This window comes from Spongiactinospora sp. TRM90649, from assembly GCF_029382225.1.
Classification (GTDB): domain Bacteria; phylum Actinomycetota; class Actinomycetes; order Streptosporangiales; family Streptosporangiaceae; genus Spongiactinospora.
This window is the reverse complement of the sequence record NZ_JARLTC010000035.1, coordinates 39603-60662: the sequence shown is the minus strand read 5'-3', so window position 1 is coordinate 60662 and position 21060 is coordinate 39603. Positions and strand designations below refer to the sequence as shown.

Annotated in this window: 22 protein-coding genes and 1 pseudogene; 3 read left to right on the top strand and 20 right to left on the bottom strand. The window is 71.0% G+C overall.

Annotated elements, in window-relative coordinates; all coding sequences use genetic code 11:
* Window positions 1-22: 22 nt before the first annotated feature.
* Window positions 23-964 (bottom strand): hypothetical protein, encoded by a 942-nt coding sequence (locus P3X83_RS34180; protein ID WP_277309463.1) that lies wholly within the window; start codon window positions 962-964, stop codon window positions 23-25.
* 3 nt (window positions 965-967) lie between these two features.
* The gene (locus P3X83_RS34175) at window positions 968-1342 is read right to left on the bottom strand and encodes a roadblock/LC7 domain-containing protein (protein ID WP_277309462.1); all 375 of its coding nucleotides are present in this window, start codon (window positions 1340-1342) and stop codon (window positions 968-970) included.
* Between the two features lie 483 nt (window positions 1343-1825).
* On the opposite strand from P3X83_RS34175, the pseudogene P3X83_RS34170 reads away from it, so the two are divergent.
* Window positions 1826-2266 (top strand): annotated as a pseudogene (locus tag P3X83_RS34170) (NAD(P)-binding oxidoreductase); the annotation flags it as partial.
* Window positions 2267-2273: 7 nt separating this feature from the next.
* Here the strand turns inward: P3X83_RS34170 and P3X83_RS34165 are convergent.
* Together P3X83_RS34165 and P3X83_RS34160 are read right to left on the bottom strand one after the other, a co-directional pair.
* Window positions 2274-2558 (bottom strand): hypothetical protein, encoded by a 285-nt coding sequence (locus P3X83_RS34165; RefSeq protein WP_277309461.1) that lies wholly within the window; start codon window positions 2556-2558, stop codon window positions 2274-2276.
* A gap of 311 nt (window positions 2559-2869) precedes the next feature.
* On the bottom strand, window positions 2870-3325 hold the full coding sequence (locus P3X83_RS34160; protein ID WP_277309460.1) for a carboxymuconolactone decarboxylase family protein: 456 nt from the start codon (window positions 3323-3325) through the stop codon (window positions 2870-2872).
* A 179-nt stretch (window positions 3326-3504) separates the two neighbouring features.
* Here P3X83_RS34160 and P3X83_RS34155 point away from each other — a divergent pair, with 179 nt between their 5' ends.
* Entirely contained in the window at window positions 3505-5991 is a 2487-nt protein-coding gene (locus tag P3X83_RS34155) for a tetratricopeptide repeat protein (RefSeq protein WP_277309459.1), read from the top strand.
* Window positions 5992-6061: 70 nt separating this feature from the next.
* On the opposite strand, the gene P3X83_RS34150 is transcribed toward P3X83_RS34155, so the two are convergent.
* The 16 genes from P3X83_RS34150 to P3X83_RS34075 all read right to left on the bottom strand — a co-directional run bounded on the left by P3X83_RS34150 (window position 6062) and on the right by P3X83_RS34075 (window position 20014).
* Complete coding sequence (locus P3X83_RS34150) at window positions 6062-6334, bottom strand: hypothetical protein (RefSeq protein WP_277309458.1); 273 nt, start codon at window positions 6332-6334, stop codon at window positions 6062-6064.
* A gap of 213 nt (window positions 6335-6547) precedes the next feature.
* Window positions 6548-8011 (bottom strand): serine hydrolase domain-containing protein, encoded by a 1464-nt coding sequence (locus tag P3X83_RS34145; RefSeq protein WP_277309457.1) that lies wholly within the window; start codon window positions 8009-8011, stop codon window positions 6548-6550.
* Between the two features lie 104 nt (window positions 8012-8115).
* Complete coding sequence (locus P3X83_RS34140; protein WP_277309456.1) at window positions 8116-8874, bottom strand: SIS domain-containing protein; 759 nt, start codon at window positions 8872-8874, stop codon at window positions 8116-8118.
* Complete coding sequence (locus P3X83_RS34135) at window positions 8871-10094, bottom strand: hypothetical protein (protein ID WP_277309455.1); 1224 nt, start codon at window positions 10092-10094, stop codon at window positions 8871-8873. Before P3X83_RS34135 ends, P3X83_RS34140 begins: the two co-directional genes overlap by 4 nt.
* Window positions 10091-10756 carry an N-acetylmannosamine-6-phosphate 2-epimerase gene (locus tag P3X83_RS34130; protein WP_277309454.1) on the bottom strand — a complete coding sequence of 222 codons (666 nt, stop codon included), beginning with the start codon at window positions 10754-10756 and terminating at the stop codon, window positions 10091-10093. The genes P3X83_RS34135 and P3X83_RS34130 overlap by 4 nt, the downstream gene beginning before the upstream one ends.
* Before the next feature lie 2 nt (window positions 10757-10758).
* Window positions 10759-11694 (bottom strand): BadF/BadG/BcrA/BcrD ATPase family protein, encoded by a 936-nt coding sequence (locus P3X83_RS34125; protein ID WP_277309453.1) that lies wholly within the window; start codon window positions 11692-11694, stop codon window positions 10759-10761.
* Window positions 11691-12512 (bottom strand): carbohydrate ABC transporter permease, encoded by an 822-nt coding sequence (locus P3X83_RS34120; protein ID WP_277309452.1) that lies wholly within the window; start codon window positions 12510-12512, stop codon window positions 11691-11693. Before P3X83_RS34120 ends, P3X83_RS34125 begins: the two co-directional genes overlap by 4 nt.
* The gene (locus P3X83_RS34115) at window positions 12509-13399 is read right to left on the bottom strand and encodes a sugar ABC transporter permease (RefSeq protein WP_277309451.1); all 891 of its coding nucleotides are present in this window, start codon (window positions 13397-13399) and stop codon (window positions 12509-12511) included. Before P3X83_RS34115 ends, P3X83_RS34120 begins: the two co-directional genes overlap by 4 nt.
* Before the next feature lie 2 nt (window positions 13400-13401).
* Window positions 13402-14583 (bottom strand): extracellular solute-binding protein, encoded by a 1182-nt coding sequence (locus P3X83_RS34110; protein WP_277309450.1) that lies wholly within the window; start codon window positions 14581-14583, stop codon window positions 13402-13404.
* A 141-nt stretch (window positions 14584-14724) separates the two neighbouring features.
* Complete coding sequence (locus P3X83_RS34105; RefSeq protein WP_277309449.1) at window positions 14725-15438, bottom strand: GntR family transcriptional regulator; 714 nt, start codon at window positions 15436-15438, stop codon at window positions 14725-14727.
* 197 nt (window positions 15439-15635) lie between these two features.
* Complete coding sequence (locus P3X83_RS34100; protein WP_277309448.1) at window positions 15636-16385, bottom strand: PQQ-binding-like beta-propeller repeat protein; 750 nt, start codon at window positions 16383-16385, stop codon at window positions 15636-15638.
* A 212-nt stretch (window positions 16386-16597) separates the two neighbouring features.
* Window positions 16598-17329 carry an alpha/beta hydrolase gene (locus P3X83_RS34095; RefSeq protein ID WP_277309447.1) on the bottom strand — a complete coding sequence of 244 codons (732 nt, stop codon included), beginning with the start codon at window positions 17327-17329 and terminating at the stop codon, window positions 16598-16600.
* Between the two features lie 35 nt (window positions 17330-17364).
* The gene (locus tag P3X83_RS34090; protein WP_277309446.1) at window positions 17365-18540 is read right to left on the bottom strand and encodes an MFS transporter; all 1176 of its coding nucleotides are present in this window, start codon (window positions 18538-18540) and stop codon (window positions 17365-17367) included.
* A 76-nt stretch (window positions 18541-18616) separates the two neighbouring features.
* Window positions 18617-18877 carry a hypothetical protein gene (locus tag P3X83_RS34085; RefSeq protein WP_277309445.1) on the bottom strand — a complete coding sequence of 87 codons (261 nt, stop codon included), beginning with the start codon at window positions 18875-18877 and terminating at the stop codon, window positions 18617-18619.
* Window positions 18874-19032: a hypothetical protein gene (locus tag P3X83_RS34080; RefSeq protein ID WP_277309444.1), complete on the bottom strand. Its 159-nt coding sequence runs from the start codon at window positions 19030-19032 to the stop codon at window positions 18874-18876. The genes P3X83_RS34085 and P3X83_RS34080 overlap by 4 nt, the downstream gene beginning before the upstream one ends.
* Before the next feature lie 28 nt (window positions 19033-19060).
* Window positions 19061-20014, bottom strand: a complete 954-nt coding sequence (locus P3X83_RS34075; protein WP_277309443.1) for a YafY family protein — start codon at window positions 20012-20014, stop codon at window positions 19061-19063.
* Window positions 20015-20076: 62 nt separating this feature from the next.
* On the opposite strand from P3X83_RS34075, the gene P3X83_RS34070 reads away from it, so the two are divergent.
* On the top strand, window positions 20077-20964 hold the full coding sequence (locus tag P3X83_RS34070) for an NAD(P)H-binding protein (RefSeq protein WP_346742773.1): 888 nt from the start codon (window positions 20077-20079) through the stop codon (window positions 20962-20964).
* Window positions 20965-21060: the final 96 nt, after the last annotated feature.

Sequence of the window (21060 nt, the reverse complement as noted above, 5' to 3'; positions counted from 1 at the left end):
CTCCTCCTGAGCGAGAGGAACCTCACGACAGCTCCTCCAGCGCCTTCTTCAGGCGCATCAGCAGCGCCAGATCGGTCGGATCCCCGTTGGTGGGCGGGCCGATCGGCCGGAGCACGGCCGACGCCGTCTCGGGACCACCCGCCTCCCGCTCGTACGGCCGCCGCGCACGACGCGGCAGCCCGCCGTCCTCTGCCGGCTCGTCCACCACCGTGGGCGCCGCGAAGATCCCCGCCGCCGCGCCCCTTTCACCCCCGCGACCGAACCCGGGCTCGGTATCGGACTTTGACCCGGACTCGGACTCGGGCATGGCCTCGGGGCCGGGCTTGGGCCGTACCAGCAGCCCCGCCGCCGCCAGCCGCCGGACCGCCAGCAGCACCGCGTAGCCCGACCGCCCCGCCTGCTCGGCCAGTTCGAGCGGGGTCGTCCTCTGGTCGGCCCTGACCAGGACCTCCCACTCGACCCCGCTCAGCGTGACGCCGTGGCCGGGTAATCGCCCGACCGGCCGTACCGGCACCGCGTCCATGTCCGCGCACGGCCAGATCTCCGCCAGATACACGCCCCGGCGGTGGCACTCCCGCAGCAGCCCGGCCACGTCGAGGAAGCACTGCCCGCCCAGCCAGTGCCGCTCCCCCGGGCGGAACTTGGGCCGCGCACCGCTGACCGGCAGCAGGAAGAAGGCCGCGTCGAGGATCACGCCGAGCACGGCGTACTGCAGTTCGGTGCGTGTGACGCGGCCCTCGGCGAGCAGCCGCTCGCAACCGCCGTCCGCCCGGAGATCCCTCAGCGCCGTTTCGGTCATCCGTCCCGCGGCGACGAGCATCCGCTCGACGCCCGGCGTCTGGGCGCACTCCATGTATGTAACCCGTCCGTCAGAAAGGAAGATCGTGCCGTCCGCCCCGAGGCGCAGCGCGCCGGTGGCGCGTTCGCGCGCGAGCCCGGTCAGCAGCTCGTCGAGCCTGGCCATGGCTCACGACGTCATCTGGCCGGAGATGGAGCGCAGGCGATGGCGGGCGAGGGCCAGGTTCGAACGTTCCCGATCAAGCCGGACGTGGATCACCAGCGGCCCCTCGACGACCGTGTCCAACGGCCGGAGCAGGTGATACCCCCGGTCGGTGGTGACGAGCATGTCGTCGATGCGGACGGCCTCCCCGGGACACGAACGGGCGAGGCCGTCCGTGGTGGCCCGCAACGCCTCGGTCAGCGCGGCGGCCAGCCGATCGGCGTCCACCCCCACGGCACCGGTGAAGGCCACGGCCATGCCACTGGTCTGATCGACCAGGATGGCGTTCTGGGCTCCCGGTATGGCCATGACCTCAGCCAGGCAGGTGTCGATTCCGAGCACGTGACCTCCCTTGCCATCAGCGGACCGGAGACAGCGTAGGTGGTACTGAATCCCGCTGAACTAGCACATAGCGATGGCGTGAAGGTTTTATACGGCTAAGGCATAAAAAAACAACCCCGGCAACATTGCGGCATTTATCGTGAACTTTATTCGCAACCACCGGGCACGACGGCCGGCCCGCACCCGACCAGGGCGAATCATCTTGACCTCGCCTTACCGGGGTCTGACCTGTATGAAATCAGATATGACACGTTCCATAGACCGCACCGGGGCGAACGATTATCCGCAGAGCGCCTCGATATCCACATTAACGCCAAGTCGGAATATCGATCGACGCCCAGCGATATATCACCCACCCCGTCCAATATCTTCCCGCCCGAAACGGCGAGGCCACCACGACGCTTCCGGAGCCTCCCCAGCGGGTGGCGGAGAAGGTCACAGAGACAAGCTCCTTGCCGGAAATATCGGTAAGGCGACGCGCACGATCTGGACACCGTGCGCGCCGCCGTGAAAGGACAGGACGCGGTTCTCGCCGCCGTCGGCACCAGCCTGATCGCGAGCACCATGATCACCGCGATGCGCGAGAACGCGGTGCGGCGAGTGGTGATGACGAGCGGCCGCTCGGTCCCCGCCACCCGCCCCCGCGTGCCCCTGGCCCTTGCGTGGCTGATGTTCCGTCAGGTGTACGTGGACCTGGCCAGGGCGGAGGGCATGCTCCAGGTCAGCGGCCTGAATTGGAGCATCGCCCGCGCCACGATGCTCAACGACAAGCCTCCCGCCGGGCGGGTGCACATCGACTTCGAGGCCAACGCCACGGGCGGCGCGATGCGCCTGTCCCGCGCGGACTACGCGATGGCGCTCCTCGACACGGTCGAGGACCCCGGCGTGGCCGGCAAGGCCCTCGGCATCTGCGGCCCCCGCTGAGCCCGGCTCAGCTCACCCAGATCTGCAGTTGGTAGCGGGGCCCGTTGCCCGGATCGAACAGCTCGCACTTGTAGCGGTCCTTCCAGAGCTTTCCGTCCGCGTTGCAGTCGGCCCACCCCTGAGGTGTCCCCGGATAGAACGCGACTCCTCTCCAGTACTGCACGTGGACGTCATCGGCGCGAGCGGCCACCGCGGACTCCGCGCTCGCGGTGGCCGCACCGGCGGCTCCGGTGGCGGTGACCGTGGTCAGCGCCAGCATCAGGCCGCCGAGCAATCGCTTTGTCGTGGACATGACTCTCCCTTCAGCCATTACCGATCCTCGCCATGGCCGGAGGTCACCGTCCAGGCGGAACGACGCCATCGGCCGTGGGTTTCCCGCCATTCACCGGTTCAGCGGAGGGCCCTGGTGAGGAGGTCGCCGATCCGGGCCTCGACGTCGGGGGTCAGCTCGGTCTCCGGCGCCCGGCCTTCTTCAGATCCGCGGCGTGCTCCTTCATCGCCGCTCGCTCTTCTTGGTGAATCCGTCGTAGGTGGACGTCCGGGCTTCGCTCATGGCGGGAATCTCCTATCTGTGAATCATGGACTGCCGGGCGTTCGGGGCCGTCAGCCCCAGGCGCCCGCGATCTGGCGGGTCGTGGCGTTGAGCCGGTTGAACAGGTTGGTGACGCCGGTCATCAGCACGATCGCGGCCAGCTGCTTCTCGTCGAAGTAGGTCGCCGCGGCGTCCCAGATCTCGTCGCTCACCGAGTCGGGACGGTCCGCCAGCCGCGTGGCGGCCTCGGCCAGGGCGAGCGCCGCCCGCTCCTCCTCGGTGAAGTACGGGGTCTCCCGCCAGGCGACGACCGTGGCCAGCCGTTCGTCGCTCACGCCGGCCTTGCGCGCCGACTTGGTGCCGGCGTCCACGCAGGCGCTGCAGCCGTTGATCTGGCTGACCCGCAGGTGCACCAGCTCCAGGATCTCCCCCGACACCCCGCCGGAGTGCACGGCCTTGAAGAGGTCCTGGATGGGCTGCATCGCACCGGACAGGACGGCGGCGGGGTTCTGCATCCGAGACTTCATGATGATCTCTCCTCTTTCGGATCGGCGCCCCGTTCCCTCGGGGGCGTGGGTCAATAACAGCCGGAAGGGGCCTAGCATGACGACGACGGTGGGACACTCTGGGACAGTTGGCGCGGCTCTGACCAGCGGTAACTCAATCCGGAGAAGTTCCACCAAGGTGGGACAGGAAGACGGGAACGGTGGTCGTGCAGCGGCAGGTGACGGGACAGACCAACCCACAGGAAGAGCTGGCGGCCAGGCTGCGCCTGCTCCAGGAGCTGTCCGGGCGCGGCGTCCGGGCCCTCGCGCGGGACACGGGCCTCAGCTCGTCGTCGCTGTCGCGCTACCTCAGCGGCCAGTCGGCGCCGCCGTGGACGGCGGTGCTCGCGCTCTGCCGCCTGGTCAAGCGCGACCCCCGCCCGCTGCGACCCCTGTGGGAGCGGACGGCGAGCCCGCTGCCCGCGCCGCCGAAGACGAGCCGTCAGGTCCATCCCCCGTCGCCGCCCGCCGGGGAGCCGCGCCCGCCCCGCAACGACCTGCCGCGCGACGTGCCCGACTTCACCGGACGGCAGGCCGCGCTCGCCGCCGTGCTCGCCGCGGTCGAGGACAGCCGGGTGGTCGCCATCGACGGCATGGCGGGCGTCGGCAAGACCTGCCTGGCCGTGCACGCCGCGCACGGCCTCACCGCCGGATACCCCGACGCCCAGCTCTACGTGGACCTGCACGGATTCACCGCCGGGCGCGACCCCCTCGATCCCGACGCCGCGCTGCGCACCCTGCTCGCCGCGCTCGACGTGCCGTCCGAGAAGATCCCGCAGGAGGGCGGCATCGAGCCGCTGGCCGCCTGCTGGCGGTCGGAACTGGCCCACCGGCGGGCCGTCGTGGTCCTCGACAACGCGGTGGACGCCGATCAGGTCCGCCCGCTGCTGCCGGGCGCGGGGCCGTCCGTCGCGCTGATCACCAGCCGCAACCGGATGCTGGGCCTGGACGAGGTGCCCCCGGTGTCGCTGGACGTGCTGACCACGCAGGAGAGCGCCGAGCTGCTGGCGCGCGCCAGCGGCGACCCCGGCGGGTCGGAGGGCCGGCTGGCTCGCGACCCGGAGTCCGCCGCCGAGGTGCTGCGGCTGTGCGGCCACCTGCCGCTGGCGCTGCGGCTGGCCGCGGCCCGCCTGCGGCACCGGCCGGGCTGGACGGTCGGCGTCCTCGTCGAGCGGATGGCCGAGGGGGCCGGCGAGTTCGACACGGCGTTCGCCATGTCGGTCCGGCAACTGGACCGGGCGCGGCGCCGCTTCTTCCGCCTGCTCGGCCTGTTTCCGGGTTCGACCTTCGACGAGTACGCGGCGGCGGCGCTGACCGGCATGCCGCTGCGCGACGCACGGGAGACGCTGGAGGATCTGCTCGACGCGCATCTCGTCCAGCAGCCCGCCGTCGGCCGCTACCGGCTGCACGACCTGGTGCGCCAGCACGCGCGCCGCGCCGCCACCGAACACGACTCCCCCGCCGAGCTGGAGCAGGCGCTACTGCGGCTGTTCGACTACTACGTGCACGCGGCGGCCGCCGCCGACGCCGCGGTGTCGTATCTGTCCCTCAGCAACGAGGTCTCCGTGGGACCGCCCCCTGCCGACCTGCCGTCCTTCGCCGGCAAGCACGCGGCGCTGTACTGGTTCGGCACCGAGTACGCGAATCTCATGGCCGTCTTCGAGGCGGCGGCCGCCGCCGGGGCCGACGCGCACGTGTGCGAGCTGCCGCGCGTCATGCGGGCCTTCTTCGCCCGGCGCTGCGGCACGACGCACCTCAACGTCCTGTTCGAGCGGTCGCTGATCGCCGCGCAGCGCCTGGGCGATCCGCTGCACCTGGCCGAGGCGCACAGCGATCTCGGCTTCGCCCGATACAACGCGGGCCGGATGGCGGAGGCGGGCGCCGCGTACGAGGCGGCGGCCCGTCTGGTCTCCGAGGCCGGGGCCACCAGGTCCGGGGCGGAGCTGACCATGCGCCGGGGCTACCTGCTCTGGGACGAGGGCGATGTCGAAGCGCCCCTGGACCTCTTCCGGCTGGCCGGCCGGCAGTACGCGGACTCCGGCTGCCCGATGGGCGCGGCCCACGCCACCGCGTACGAGGCATGGGCGTTGCTCCAGCTCGGTCACCGCGAGGAGGCGGCCCGACTGGCCCGCGCGGCCCTGGACGTCCCGCACGCCGACCCCGCGTGGCCCCCGACCCTGACGGCCCGGCTCACCCTCGGCGTGGCCATCGCCGACGACGAGCCCGACGAGGCGATCGGGCACCTGGAGCAGGCGCTCGCCCTGGCCCGCGAGGACGGCCACCGGCACAACGAGGCGTGGTGCCTGCACTGCCTGGCCGTCGCGCTGCGCCGGATCGGCCGCTACGACGAGGCGCTCGCCTGCCATCGGCGGACGTTCGCCCTGCTGGACGAGCTGTTCGAGGAACACTGGAAGGTCCGTTTCCTGAACGGCTACGCCGAGACCTGCCGCCTGGCCGGTCTGCCCGACGAGGCACTGCGGCTGCACCGCCACGCGCTGGAGCTGGCCCCCGGACTCGGCTACCGCTTCGCCGAGGCCCAGGCCCACGAGGGCATCGCCGCCGTCCTCGCCGGGACCGACCCGTCCACGGCGGCCACCCACCGCGCCTCCGCCCAGGCCATCCTGCACGACCTCACCCCGCAGCCCTGACCCGCGGCCGAAAAGGCCACTTCCGTTGATCGGAAGTGGCCTTTCGCGTTTTTGTGCCGCGCGCAGAATGTTAGGGGGTCACCTGCACGTACAGGTCGATCCGGTCGGGCGCCTCACGGCAGTCGGCGTTGTACCACCATCCGTTGCGAATTCCTTGGTACGCCACCTGTCGGCAGTCGTACCAGCGGTTCCAACCGTAGAAGGATTCGACGTAACGCCAGGGCGACAGTGCGGCGGCCGACGTCTTCGCCGTCTCGGCCGTCTCGGCCTGCGCCGGAACGCTGGTGACAAGGGCGCCGGCCAGGGCGGCTCCAACGCCGGCGAGTGCCAGGAGTTTCTTCACGGGTGTCTCCAATATCAGCTCATGCCCTCGCGGAGGTTCACGAAAGGCTTCGCCCTGATTATTCGCACACCCGCACCGCCGATCATGGAAATCCCGCATGAACGAAAGGCGGATAACAGCTTTCGGTATATCTTGTCGAGCTACCCAAACAATCTACAATAGATGCGATTTCCGGCCAGGCGTCAGCGCTATTCCTGCCAAATACCATCGCATTCAAGCCCGGCTACGGCGACCAGTGCGGGCGAGGTGCAGCGAGCGGGAGATGATGACGGCCGCGGCCGCGAGTGCGCCGGTGACGGCCCACACGTACAGCGCGAGCCACACGTATGTGATCAGCTCCAGCGTGGCCGCCCTGTGCGTCACGAAGCCGGCGAGGTCCACGAGGCCGAAGAAGAGCACGAACGGCATCGTGTACGGAAGCAGCCTCACCACCGCGCGCCAGATGGCCCGGCCTTGGCGGCGGCGGGCCCATCGTCGGGCACGGCAGACCCCCAGGGCGCCGAGCGCGAGGTTGAGCACGCTCAGCCCGGCCAGCCAGAGGTCCACGCTCATGGTGAAGGGCGCCGCTCCGGCGTCGGGGCGGCCCTCGATGATGTCGATCAGGCCGTTGGTGATGAAGAGCGCGTCGTCGCCGGAGATCATCCCGGTGTTGGTGACCACGGCGATGCCGTACCGGCTCTCGGGCAGGACCGTCTGCATGGAGTTGTGGGTGAGCAGCCAGCCGCTGTGCTGGACCTGCGGCGCGCCACCGGCGGTCTTCCCCGCGTACCAGCCCATGCCGTACGTGCTGCGGCCCAGGCCGGAGGGGGCCTGTGCGGTCTTCACGAGGTTCGCGGGCAGGGCCGGGTTCGCGCCGTTCTGCGCGATCAGCCACCTGGCCAGGTCGTCGGCGGTGCTGACGACGCCGAAGGAGCCGTTGAGGAACCACTTCGGATGCGCGCGCTCGATGACGCGGCCGTAGGCGCGGATGTACCCCGCGCCCCGGCCGGGGAGCGCCCCGGTGGTGTTCACGGTCGTGGTGGACGTCATGCCGAGCGGACGGAACACCGCGGCGTTCATGTGGTCGGCGAACGGCACCCCGGCCACCACCTCGGCGAGCCGCGCCGCGACGGCGTAGTTGGGGTTGTGGTAGGCCATCGCGGTGCCCGGCTCGGTGGCGAGCGGCGCGGTTCGCAGCATCGCGACGGCGTCCTTGAGGGTGTCCGGCGCGGGGAGCGTCAGCTCGGGGAAGGTCATGTCGCTCATCCCCGAGGTCTGCTGGAGCACCTGCCGCACGGTGATCTTCGCGGCGCGCGGGTCGGCCATGGTGAACTCGGGGAGATATCTCCGCACGGGCGCGTCCAGGTCGATCTTGCGCTCCTCGGCGAGCCGGAGGACCGCCATGGCCGTGAACGACTTGGACAGCGAGGCGATCGAGATCGGAGTGGTCTTGGTGATCGCCTCACCGCCGGCCGTGCGGCCGTAGCCCGCCGTGTGCACGACCCGGTCGCCTTTGGTGACGGCGACGACGGCACCGGGCAGCCCGGTCCGCTCGGCGTAGTCGCGCACGTAGTCGTCGAGCACGCTCGCCGTCAGGTCTCCGGACCGCTCAGGCGTCGCGGCGGCGTGCACCGTCGTCGCTCCCAGGGCCAGCAGCGCCCCCGCCACCCCGGCCACCCTGGCCATCCGCATTCTCATCGGGTTCCTTCCAAGCCGTCCGCTCACTTGGAAGCCAAGCTAGAAGCCCATGCGGGCCGCACACATCACGCGATCGTCCAGCCCGCACCCCGACTTTCGTCAGGTCACGGCTCGCTGACGCGGACCCTTTCGCCGTAGTGGGCGAGGAGGCGGTCGTTGTGAGCGGAACCGCCCTCGATGTTGGCCGAGAGGTAGATCGCCGGCTCGATGCCGCGCCCCAGCAGATCGGCGCAGATCGCGGCGTTGAGGAGCTGGGCGATGAGCGTGCCGGTCAGGGTCGAGGTGGGGAGGATCCTGGCGCCGGACGGCAACTCGTAGGCCGAGTCCCCGGGCACGCCGCAGTTGTCGATCACGACGTCGGCCACCTCGAACAGCCGCCGCCCCGAAGGGTGCCTGGAGGCCGCCGACGTGCTGTGGGCCACCGAGGTGATCGCGACGACCGGGTTGCCGTTGGCGCGGGCCAGTTCGGCCATCTCCACGATCGCTCCGTTGATCCCCGAGTTCGAGGCGATCAGGACCACGTCGGACGGCCGCACGTCGTGCAGCTCCCAGACGCGGTGGGCGAGGGCCGGATCCCGTTCACGGGTCGGGTCGAGGATCTCCGACGGGTCGGCGCCGCCGAACATGACGACGTCCTTGATGCCCAGTTGGTTGGCAGGGATGAGGCCGCCCGCGCGGCCGGCGATCTCCATGGCGAACGCGCGGGAATGCCCGGTGCCGAAGGCCTGCACGATGCCGTCGGCGGCGAGCGCGTCGGCGCACAGGCGCGCCGCCCGGTCGATCGCCGGCAACTGGGTGGCGACGACCCGGTCCATGACCTCCCGTAGCACCTGCAGCGCGAGCGGATGATCCAATACGGTCAAGGCTGATCCTTCTCTGTGAGCCGGGTGGCACTGGCGAGGACCCGTTCGGCGCCGCCGGGGGCGGCCGGCGAACGGAGCACCTCGTACTCGGGGTGGCGGTAGGCAGCGCGTACGGGCAGGTAGCCGAGGTAGTCGTTGGTGTAGCCGATCAGGACGGCCGGGCCGTCGACGGCGCGGTCGAGCCGCGCGGCCAGGTCCAGGTACGGCTCGGCGCCCATGGACACCAACGTCAGGGGGCCTAGCCTGGCGACCGACACGGCGCAGGACAGATCGGCGGGAGGCGGGTGTTCCGCGGCCAGTTGGGCGGCCTGAAGCGCGGTCCAGGCGGTGCGGACCAGCACGGGATCGCCGTCCCGCTCCGCCTCGCGCAGCCGCTCCCGCAGCGGGCCGGTCGGCGGCGCCTCCGGTGACTTGGGCTGCAGCGCGACCCGTTCGTACCGCACGCTCATCGCCGCGTCGCCGGGAACGGTGAGCCGGGCCGGTTCGCGCAGGCGGCGCACGACCGAGGCGGCCACCAGCGCGCCCAGGCGCTCGACCTCCATGGGCGTCTGCTCGCGGCGGTGCGGGCGGGTGCTGACGTCGCCCGCCGCGCCGGTGGCGACCACGACCCACGCCCCGCCGAGCCGTCCGGCGAGGGCCCGCCGGACCGCGCCCGTCAGGTCGGCGCTGACCAGCAGGTTGTCCGCGCCGAGCACGGTCGGGTGGACGGGGAGCACGACCAGGACGCCGGAGCGCCCGCCGTCCGGCAGGTCGAACGACAGCACGTCCACGGGCACCGTGCGCCGGGGCCGCACCCCCGAACGCTGACCGCCGACGCCGGACAGCCGCCCCCGGCGCACGCTCAGCTCGACGTCGCGCTCGCCGGCCAGCGCGGCGCGGACCGCCTCGGCCGCCGCGGCGGGGACCTCGGCCGGCCACCGGGCCGGCGTGTCGACCGGGTGGCCGGGGCAGGCGGTGTCGGGGGCCGAATGGGTGTGCGTGGCCGACACCCACACGTCGTGGCCGGGGGCCTCACGCCGCACGGCCCGGCGAACCGCCTCGGCCAGGTCGGCGTTGACGTACGGCAGGTCGGCCACCACCCAGGCGAGCCGCCCCAGCGTCACGGCGGAGACCTCCAGCTCGTCGAGCGTGCCCGTGGAGGCGCCCGCACGGTTCGCGTACCCGCCGAGCACGGTCCCGGCGGGCACCGGCAGCGCACTGCGGCCGTATCCGGATCTCATGTCGCCGCCCGCAGGAAGCGCGCGGTGATCGCGGCCGGATCGGTGATCGCGGTGCCGATGACGACGGCGTGCGCACCGGCGTCGAGTGCCGCGCGGAACAGCTCGGGCGTGGAGTAGCGCCCTTCCGCGATCACCGGGCAGTCCAGCGCCCCCGCCAGCTCGGCCACCAGCTCCAGATCCGGCCCGCCGGGCACCGGGCCCGGCCCGGTGTAGCCGGACAGCGTGGTGGCCACCAGATCGGCGCCGGCCTCGCGGGCGGCGAGTCCCGCCTCGTAGTCGTCGACGTCGGCCATGATCGGCACGCCGTACTCGTCGTGGATCGCGGAGATCTGCTCCGCGAGCGTGCTGCCGTCCGGCCGGGGCCGCCTGGTGCCGTCGAGGGCCACCAGGGTGGCACCAGCGCGGATCACGTCCCCGGCGGCGGCCGGCGTGGGGGTGATGAAGACCCCGTTCCGGTCGCCCAGCTTGTTGATTCCGATGACGGGCACGCCGACGGCGCGCGTGATCGCGGCGACGTCGGCGGGGCCGTTGGCGCGGATGGCGGCGGCACCGACCTGTTCGACGGCACGGGCCAGCAGCGTCATCGGGCCGGGGCCGTGCAGCGGGCTGCTCGCGGCGGCCTGGCAGGAGACGATCAGCGATCGCGGGGGAAAGGGCAGCATGGTCACAGACCTCGATAGATGTGCAGGTGAGAGCGGTAGCCGGCGACGTCGGGGGCGGCGGCCAGCCGGCACGCGCCGTCCAGCCCGGTGCCCGCCGCCGGCACCGGATCGGCGCGCGGGCAGGCGGCGGCCAGCTCGGCGAGGAACGCCTCTTCCAGCAGGCCGCCGGGCCGGACGAGCCGTCCGGTGTGGGCGACGGGGACCGGCTCCCGGCCGGACACCGTGTTCACCCCCGTCGCGGCGGTGTGTGCGAGTTCGCGGGCGGCGTCCGCGAGGATGTTCAGGGCCACCTCGTCGCCCAGGTCGGCGGCGGCCAGGACGTCCGGCGCGAACCTGGCCGTGAGATCGACCGGCGTGCCCGAGGTGTAGACGGCGGACGGCATCTCGGCGGGCGGGCCGTACCGGAGCCGGGCGGGCTCGGACAGCCGGGTGCGCGGGCCGCGCCCGTCGAGCGCGCGCAGCACCGCCGCGATGCCCGCCCTGCCGATGGCGAAGGCGCTGCCCGCGTCGCCGAACAGGTAGCCCCACCCGTCGAAGCGCAGGCTCGTTCCGGTGGCCGCGTCGGCGGCCAGGCAGTTGACGCCGGTGCCGATCGTCAGCACTACGCCGTGCCCGGCGGGCAGGGCGCCGGCGTGCGTGGTGACGTTGTCCGCGCACAGGACGACCTCCCCTGCACCCAGGACGCTCGCGACCTTGGCGGCGAGCAGGTCGCGCGGCCTCGCCGTCGCGGGCAGGCCGGTCAGCCCGAGCACGGCCCGCGTGACCGGCCCCGGGTGGCCCGCCGCCGCCCACGCCTGGCCCACGCTCGCGGCGATGGCGGACACCGGATCGGGGCTGGGGTGGTGGAAGCCGGGCGCCTCGTGGACCACACCGCTGCCGGCGATCGTCAGCCGCAGGGTGGACTGGCCGCCGTCCACGCCGACGTACACGCCGCTCATCGCAGCCCCGCGCTCATCGCCACGCCCTCCACGAACCTGCGCTGCAGGGAGATGAACAGCGCGACCGTGGGCGCCATGGCCAGGACGGCCGCCGCCATCATCATCGGCACCCCGGCCGCGCCCAGGTTGTTGGCCTGCATCGCGGCCAGGCCGACGGGCAGGGTCCGGTGCTCGTCGTCGGAGGCCACCAGCAGCGGCCAGAGGTGGCTGTCCCAGTTCATCATGAAGATGAACAGGGCCAGCGCCGCCATCGGCCCCTTCACCAGCGGGACGACGATGCGCCCCAGGCTGACCAGGGCGCCCGCGCCGTCCAGCCTGGCGGCCTCCAGCAGTTCGTCCGGGACGGCGTCGATGCTCTGCCGCATGAGGAAGATGCCGAAGGCGCTGGTCCCCGCCGGGACGATGAGCCCGGCGAAGCTGTTGACCCAGCCCAAGTCGTAGATCAGCGAGTACAACGGCACGTAGATGACCTCAAGCGGCACCATGAGCGTGGCCAGCACGATCACGAAGGCCAGGTTGCGTCCCGGATAGCTGAACTTGGAGAAGCTGTATCCGGCGAGCGTGCAGGTGACGACGTTGAGCAGGGTCACGGCGACGCCGACGAACACGCTGTTGGCGTAGTACCGCGCGAAGGGCGTCTCCAGGAACGGCCGGGCGAAGTTGTGCCAGTCCCACTGGCTGGGCCACCAGCTCAGCGGTACGGCCAGCACCTCGCCGGGCGGCTTCAGCGCCGACACCACCGCGTATCCGAGCACCGCGGCGAAGGCGACGCCGCCGACGGCCACGACCAGGAACACCAGCCACCGCACGGCTCTCATCGGTCCTCCCGGCGAAAGGCGCGCAGTTGCAGCAGGGTCACGGCGACCAGGACGAGGAACATGAACACCGCCACGGCGCTGGCCCGTCCCATGCGGGCGTTCTCGAAGGCCGTCTTGTAGACGAACAGGTTGACGACCTCGGTGCCGAACGAGCCGTCGGTCAGCACGACCTGCGGGCTGAACGCCTGCAGGCCCCTGATGATCCCCATCACCGAGCAGATCGCGGTGATGGGCTTCAGCAACGGGAACGTGATCCGCCAGAAGCTCTGCCAGGCGTTCGCGCCGTCGGTCTGGGCGGCCTCGTACACCTCGGGGGGCAGGCGGGACAGCCCGGCCAGGAACAGGATGAGGAAGAAGCCCGTCTCCTTCCAGATCCCCATGATGACCAGCGCCCAGGTGGCGGCGGCCGAGCTCGTCAGCCAGTTCACGTCCAGCCCGAAGGTCTGGTTCAGCAGGCCGTCCGGGTGCAGCACGAGCCGCCAGACCACGGAGATGGCGACCCAGCTCGTCGCCACCGGCAGGAAGTACAGGAGCCTGACCCAGCCGGAGCCGCGAAGCTTCCGCGACAGCGCCAGCGCCAGCACGAGCGCCAGCGCCACCGCGGGCACGTACGTGCCGACCGTGTAGACGAGCGAGTTGAGCAGCGCCTCGCGAAAGCGCGGGTCCTCGGCCAGGAACGTGAAGTTGGCCGGCCCGACGAAGGTGGGCGGGGCGGTCAGGCTGTAGTCGAACAGGCTCAGATAGAACACCCGCAGCCCCGGGTAGATCGCGAAGGCGGCGAACAGCGCCAGCGCCGGCCACGACAGCATCGCGCCGACCAGGTTCCTGCCGCTCACCCGGCGGCGGGCCCGGGAGGGCCGGCGCGTGGCCGGCCTCCCCGCCGTCATGGTCAACTGAGGCTCCGCCGTACGGCCTCGTCGGCCTCGCGCAGCACCGCGTCCACCGGCTCGCCGTCGAAGACGGCCTTGTCCACGGCCTTGCGCAGGATGTCCTGCACCTCGCTCCAGCGAGGCCCGACCTGGTCATACCGGCCCTGACCGTACGCCGTGGAGATCACATCGACGAACGGCATCTTCTTGGCCGGCTCGCTCTGCTCCCAGCCGGTCACCGGCTGCACGAAGCTGACGTCGCCGAGCCAGCGGTCGTGCTGGCCGGCCAGATAGGAGATGAAGCGCCATGCCTCGGTCTTCTGCTTACTGGCGTTGCTGACGGCCCAGAAGTAGGCGAAGACCCGGCTCACCGGCTTGGCGGGATCCACCTGCGGGAGCGGCACCACCTTCAGGTCCTTGTAGGTGTCGGGATTGGACTGGCTGATCTGCTCCATCGCCCACGGGTAGACGATGGCCATGGACTGCGTGCCACTGGCCAGGTCCTGGAACGGCACGGTGGCGTCACGCGAGGAGGTCTTCGGGTCGGCGATACCCGACGTCCTGGCCAGTTCCACCCACAGGTTCAGCGCCTGCTTGGCGCCGGGCGACTGCAGCGCGGGCGACTTGCCGTCCGGCGACAGGATGGCTCCGCCGGTCTGGTTGGCCAGGGTCTGGAACCACTGGCTGTACCAGCCGGAGTGCAGGTAGAGGAAGTTGAACGCCTGCTTGTGCCCCGCCTTGTTGAGCGCCTTGCCGGCGGCGATCACCTCCTGCCAGGTCTTCGGCGGGCTGTCGGGGTCGAGCCCGGCGTCCTTGAAGTGCCTGGCGTTGATCGCGAAGGCGGTGCCGTTGAACTCGCTGGGCACGCCGTACAGGGTGCCCTTCGCGTCCTTGGCCCCGTCGAGGGTGCCGGGTACGTACCCGCTCTCCAGGCCGGCGACGGATGACTTGCCGAAGCCCGCGGGGTCCACCGGCGCGACCAGGTTCTTGGGGATGTAGTCGCCGCGCAGGGCGTTGTCGTCCATGTTGATGATGTCGGGACCGGCCCCCGTGCTGAGCGCGGTCAGCATCTTGGTGCCGAACTCGGTGTTGGGGATGGACTGGTACTCGATCTTGACGTTGGGGTTCTTGGCCTCGTACTCGGCGATGAGCTTCTTGTTCAGCTCGACCATCGGGGGGTGGGTGTGGGTCCAGAACGTCAACGTGGTCGTTCCGCCGGAGCCGCCGCCTGCAGTGGTCCCACAGGCTGTCGATATTAGGACAGCCGAAACTGCCAGTAGGAGCTGATAGTGACGATACCTGGGCATGGTTACCTCCAGGTCTTGCAGGGGGGTTGGGCGGTTTCAGGAGGGCATGAGGTCGACGGTGATGGTGTAGTAGTCGCCGCGATAGATCGACTCGCCGTATTCGATCACTCTGCCCTTGCGGTCCCTGACCGTGGTGCAGATCCGGAAACAGGGGTCACCAACGGTGATTCCCAGCAGCTCGGCCGTGCGCTCGTCGGGAAGCGCCGGCTGGATCTCGGCGGTGCCGGCGCTGATGTCGACACCGTATTTCTCCGCCATCACCGCGTACCACGAGCCGTCCAGGTCCTCCTCGGTCAGGTCCTGGAACGGCCCCGCGGGCACGTAGTTGGTCTCAATGGCGACCGGCTCGCCGTCGCCCTGGCGCAGGCGGGTGAAACGGATGACCGATTCCCCCTGAGGCACCCGTAGCCGCCGGGACACCTCGGTGGTCGCGCGCATCCGTCGCAGGGCCAGGGTTCTGCTGGTGGTCTTGATTCCGCGCCTGGTCATCTCCTCGGTGAAGGAGGTGATGGTCAGCGGGCGCCGGACCCGCGGCCGGCAGGTGTAGGTGCCCCGCCGCTGCCGCCGTTCGAGGAGGTCCTCCAGAACGAGGCGGTCGATCGCCTTCCGCAGCGTCATGCGGGCCACGCCCCAGCGTTTGGCCAGGTCACGCTCCGACGCTATGCGCGCTCCCTGCGGGAGCGAGTGGATCAGGTCGAGGAGGCGGGCGCGCGTCTCACTCGAACGGTCCGACGATCTGCCGGGTGTCATGGCGCTCACCTCCCTGACGAGCAGGCTAGGCACAACACGAGATCGGGTACCAGACCACGGCTCACATTCGTGGAGACCAGAGGCCGCCGCTCGCCGTCCAAAAGCCCTGGCCGGCAAGGTGCGCAGCGCCGCCGAGCGGCGCCGTGGTCTAGAAACACCGGCAACCACAGAATCCCGCGCCCGCGGCCGAGTGACGGTCAGCGTCCGTTGAGGGTGAAGGCGTACAGCTTGTCGTTGTCCCCGGCGTAGGGCAGCCCGAACTTCGAGGTGTCGTAGCCGGAGCCCCAGTAGACGGTGCCGTCCACCACGGCCGCGCCACCGAACACCGAGCCGCCGCTGGCGTGGCTCCACAGCACCTCGCCGGTGTCGCCGTCGAAGGCGTACATGTTGGTGCCGGACGGAGCCGAGGAGCCCGCGTACATCACGCCGCCCCCGCTGGAGACGAAGGAGATGCCCAGCCAGTCGCCGGTGGCCGCCTGCGGGTCGGGGACCTGCCAGTCGATCTTCCCGGTGGCCGGGTCCAGCGCCGCGAAGATGCCGCCCGTGGTGACGGACTTGGTGCCGTCGGCCGCCGTCAGCGTCCAGGGGATGTGGGAGAAGTTGGCGACGTCGGCGTAGATGTGCTCGCCGTCGGTCGCGGTCCCCCACTGGATGCCGCCGAGCGGGCCGCCCGGGCCGACCTGGGTGTTCCAGATCACCGCGCCGGTGTCCGGGTTCAGCGCCCAGTACACGCCGCTCTTCTGCCCGATGCCCAGCACGTCCGTGCGCCGGCCGTTGATCACCGTGGTGTAGAGGTTGGGGCCGGCGCCGAAGTCGAAGTCCGGCGACCGCCCCGGCTCGAAGATCGTCCAGGTGTCGGCGGTGAGCTGCCCACGGTGCGCGGGGTGATGACACGCTCGGTCGCGGCGTCGCGGGTGTTGTGGTTGTTCTGCCCGGCGCTGGTCCAATCGGACCGCACCGCGACCGGGCCGGGTGCGGCGCGGTCGGCGTACGTGGGCGTGCCGGCTACCAGCGCCGCCGGCACGGCGAGCAGCAGGGCGGCGGCCGTCCCCAGGAATGAACGCATGGTTCCTTCTCCTCTACGCGCCCGGTCCGTCCGCCTCATGGTGCGCCTTCGGTAAATCGACTACAAGGGGTTCGCGTTCATGACCATGCGTAGTCACATCCTGTCGGCCAGGATCTGGGCGAACAGCTTTGGACGTTGCAGAGGTATGCCATGGCCGCATTCCGGCACGACGGTCAGCCGGCTGCCCGGGAGGGAGCCGTGGATATCGCGCGCGGAGTCGTGCATCAGCTTTCGCTCCTGCCCTCCCACCAGGATCAACACCGGGTTCTCGAAGCCGGCCCAGCCGGCGGGGAGGGTGAAGCGGATGTTCTCGCCGACGGCGGCGAGAAGGGTCTCACGGCTCATGCCGGCGCTGTCGCGAAGGTAGTCGGTCAGGAGTTCGTCCGGGATGAACAGTTGCCGCGCCTGGAGCTTCGCGAACCACGGTTGCCGTGCGAGCGGTGCCGTCGCGGCGAGGAGCCCGAGCGTCGCACGCGGAGACCGGAGAGGCCGAGCCTGCGCGCTGACGACGACGGCACCAGCGACAAGATCGGGACGTGTCGCGGCGAGCAGGATCGTGAGCTGCGCACCTAACGAGAACCCGGCGACCATCGCTCCCTGAGGCGCGCGTTCCTCAAGGACTCGCGCCAGGGCCTGGGTGGTCTCCTCGTGTGATCGATACGCTCCGGCCGTACTGCGGCCGTGGCCGGGAAGGTCGGGAATGATCACACGGGCCGTCGTCGCGAGCCGCTCCAGCGCCGGACGCCACATCCATCCAGCGACGCCGCCGCCGTGCAGCAACAGAATGGGAGGAGCATGCGCGTCACCAGCCTCGAACACGTACATGCACGGCATCCTCCCAGGGGGTGCGGGGCTCCGGCTCAGCGGGATTTGGTGAGTGTCCACAGGGATGCCGCCATGAGCAGAGCGGTCAGCCCGCCACAGATCATCACGGTGGAGACCGAGAAGGAGTCGACGACGCGGCCTCCGAGGAGCGCGCCGAGCGCGAAGGTCGCCTGGAAGGAGGAGGTGAAGATCACCGTGGCGGCTTCGGGCGCGTGCGGGGCGGCGGCGATGAACGACGCCTGGGAGCAGACGGGCACGCCCCCGTAGGCCAGGCCCCAGACCACGAGCGACACCACGGCTCCGACGGTCGAGCCGCCGACCGAGGGCAGCAGCAGAGTGGTGGCCGCGATCAGGCAGCCGCAGGTCACGAAAGCGGCTCGCAAACGCGTGGCGGTGGCCTTGCCGGCCAGGAAGTTGCCGGCGATCCCGGCGATTCCGTACGCCAGCAGGACGGCGCTGACGGCCGCGGCAGACAGGCCCGTGACGTCCTGGAGAAATGGCGTGACGTAGGTATATGTGCTGAAGTGGGCTAGGACGATGAGGAAGGTGGCCGTCAGGGCGATGGCGGCACCCCGGGTGCGCAGCAAGTCGAGCAGGACGCGAGGGCTGGTGACCTGGCGCGCGGGCAGCGGCGGCAGCAGCATCAGCAGCGCGGCCAGGACCAGGACGGCCAGCACCGCCAGGACCAGGAAGGCGGTTCGCCAGCCGGCCAGGTCGCCGATGAAGGTCCCGGCCGGCACGCCGAGCACAGAGCCCAGCGGCACGGCCGAGAAGATCACAGCGGTGGCGGTGCCGACGGCCTGCGGCGGCACCAGGCGGCCGGCCAGCCCCGCCCCGATCGACCAGAAGCCGCCGATGGTGAGGCCGACGAGCACCCTTGCGATCAGCATGACCCAGTAGGAGGTCGCCACCGCGGCCAGCACGTCGGCCACGGCGAGCACCGCCATGAGGACGCACAGCATCACGCGGCGATCCAGGCGCGCGGTGGTCAGCGTGACGGTGGGCGCGGCGACCGCGGCGACGATGCCGGGCAGCGTCATGGTCAGCCCCGTGGTGCCGGCGGAGACGCCGAAGTCGGCGCCGATGGAGGTCAGCAGCCCGATGGGCAGGATCTCGCTGGTGACGATGGCGAAGATGCCCAGCGTCAGCGAGGCGACCGCGAGCCGGCCGATGAGGGGCGATCGGGGCCGGGCGAGCGTGGTGGTGGACATGGCTCCCGTTCAGGCAGGTGCGTATGGCGTGCGGCACCCAGCCAAGCAGTGACGAAGCCACGGACACTGGCACCTTTCAGACGCGACCGTGGAGCAACCCACAACGGTCAGCGTTCGAAGCCGGAGACGAGCCGGGCGATCGGCGCGGTGCCAGCCAGTCGGCGATGTCGGTGATCACGGCCGCGTCGACGTGCTGGGGCTTGTCGTAGTCGGCGGGCGCGGACGGGCCGGAGCCGGGGAAGAACAGATGGTCGTCGGCGTCGTAGACGCGGATGGTGACGTCCGCACGGTGGGCGAGGCCCGCCTGCCAGCCCGCGAGGTCGTCGGCGACGGTCACCTGTAGTCGCGGCCGCCCTGCAGGATGAGCATCGGCTTGTCCAGCGTGGCCGCGGTCGCGACCGGGTCGTAGCCGCGCAGGTCGAGCCAGTAGGCGCCGGACCGCAACCAGTACCTGCTCAGCCCGCTCTCCTTCCCGGTCGAACAGCCACCCACCGGCCCCGGCCTGGAATGACCCGCGCCCTCATCCGCCGGCACGCAGGAAAAGCCGGCCGACGTCGCGCAGGTATCGGCGGAACTCGGGCGGATCGATGACGTCGAACTCCGCGCCCACCGCGGCGAGGATGAGCACCGGCCAGTCGAAGGCGTCCACCTGCAGGCGCAGGTGACAGGACCGGTCGTCGACGGGTTCGACCCGGCCGCCGGTGACGGCGACGACCCGCTCCACCGTGTCCGCCGGGGCGTGGAGAAGGACGGTGATGTCGTAGCGGGCGGGGCGGGCGCCGAGCCGTTCCTGGACGAACGCGGCGGCGTCGGCGGCGGGCAGGTCGCGCGGGCGGAAGCGGGCCCCGGTGACGGCCGGGCCGGTGAGCCGGTCGAGGCGGAAGACGCGCCAGTCGGCGCGGCCGAGGTCCCAGGCGACCAGATACCACCGGCGCTTGAACGAGACGAGCCGATGCGGTTCGACCAGCCGGGAGGCCGCCTCGCCGGAAGGGGCGGCGTAGGTGAAGGTGAGACGTTCGTCGTCGCGGCACGCCTGGGCGATCACGGTGAGCGTGACGGCGTCGATCCGCGGGCCGTCCGCCGGTGCCGTGACCGTGTACGCCCGCAGGGCGTCCACACGACGGCGCAGCCGGGGCGGCATCACCTGAACGACCTTGGTCAGCGCCCGCAGCGCGGTCTCCTCCATGCCTTCGACGGTTCCCCCGGCGGCCGTGCGCAGGCCGACGGCGATGGCGACGGCCTCCTCGTCGTCGAGCAGCAGCGGCGGCATCACAGTGCCGGACCGCAGTTGGTAGCCACCGGCCGAGCCACGGCCGGAGTGCACCGGATAGCCGAGCTCGCGCAGCCGATCGATGTCGCGGCGCAGGGTCCGCTCGCTGACCGCGAGCCGATCGGCCAGTTCCAGGCCGGGCCAGTGGCGGTGCGTCTGCAGCAGGGACAGCAGTCGCAGCATGCGCGCGCTCGTGTTCGCCATGGTTCCAGATTCCCTCACCTTCCGGCCAGAAAGTGACCGGAAGGCACTCTAACGTCGCTCTCATGAACGACACACCGCAAGGAACGCAGATGAAGATCCTGGTGACCGGGGCGACGGGAATCGTCGGCCGCCAGGTGGTGGACCAGCTCCTCCGAGCGGGCGCCGACGTGCGTGCGCTCACCCGCACGCCCGCTGCGGCCAAGCTGCCGCCTCAGGTGGAGGTCTTTCAGGGCGACCTCACCGACCCCGCGAGCGTGGCCGCCGCACTGGACGGCGTGGACCGCATGTACCTGTTCCCGGTGGAGGAGAGCGCGCGCGAGGTCGTCGAGCTGGCCAGGCAGGCGGGCGTACGGCGCATCGTGGTGCTGTCGGGGGCATCGGTGACCGCCGGCCTGCACGTCAATCCGGTAGAGCAGGCGGTGGAGGAGTCCGGCCTGGAATGGACGCATGTGCGGCCATGCGAATTCATGACGAACCTGCTGCAGATCTGGGCACCGGCCATCCGGGCCGAGCGGGTGGTGCGCTACCCGTTCGCGGACGAGCCGATGAACCTCATCCACGAGGCCGACATCGCCGCGGTCGCCGTCACCGCCCTGCTACGGGACGGCCATCACGGCAAGGCCTACACCCTGACCGGCCCCGCCCTGATCACCGTCCGCGAACAGGTCGCGGCCATCGGCGCGGCACTGGGCGAGGAGGTCCGCTACGAGGAGGTCACCCGCGAACGCGCCCGCGAACTGATGAAGGCCCAGGGCGGCTTCGCCGCCGAGTCCGCCGACCTCATGCTCGGCTTCGTCGAGTACGACGGCGCCGCCCCGGCCGACGGCGCCTACGCCGACCAGGACTGGTCGGCCCTGATGCGAGTCTGGCCAGACGTAGAACACGTCACCGGCCACCCCCCACGCCCCTACACCCAATGGGCCCACGACCACGCCCTGGACTTCCGCTGACATCAGGCGAGTTCGCCGCCATGCTCGGGCGAGTAGTAGTGCGAGAGAGATGGACGCGTTTGAGGGCGTTGATCGCAGGCGCCGACGTTCAAGGCG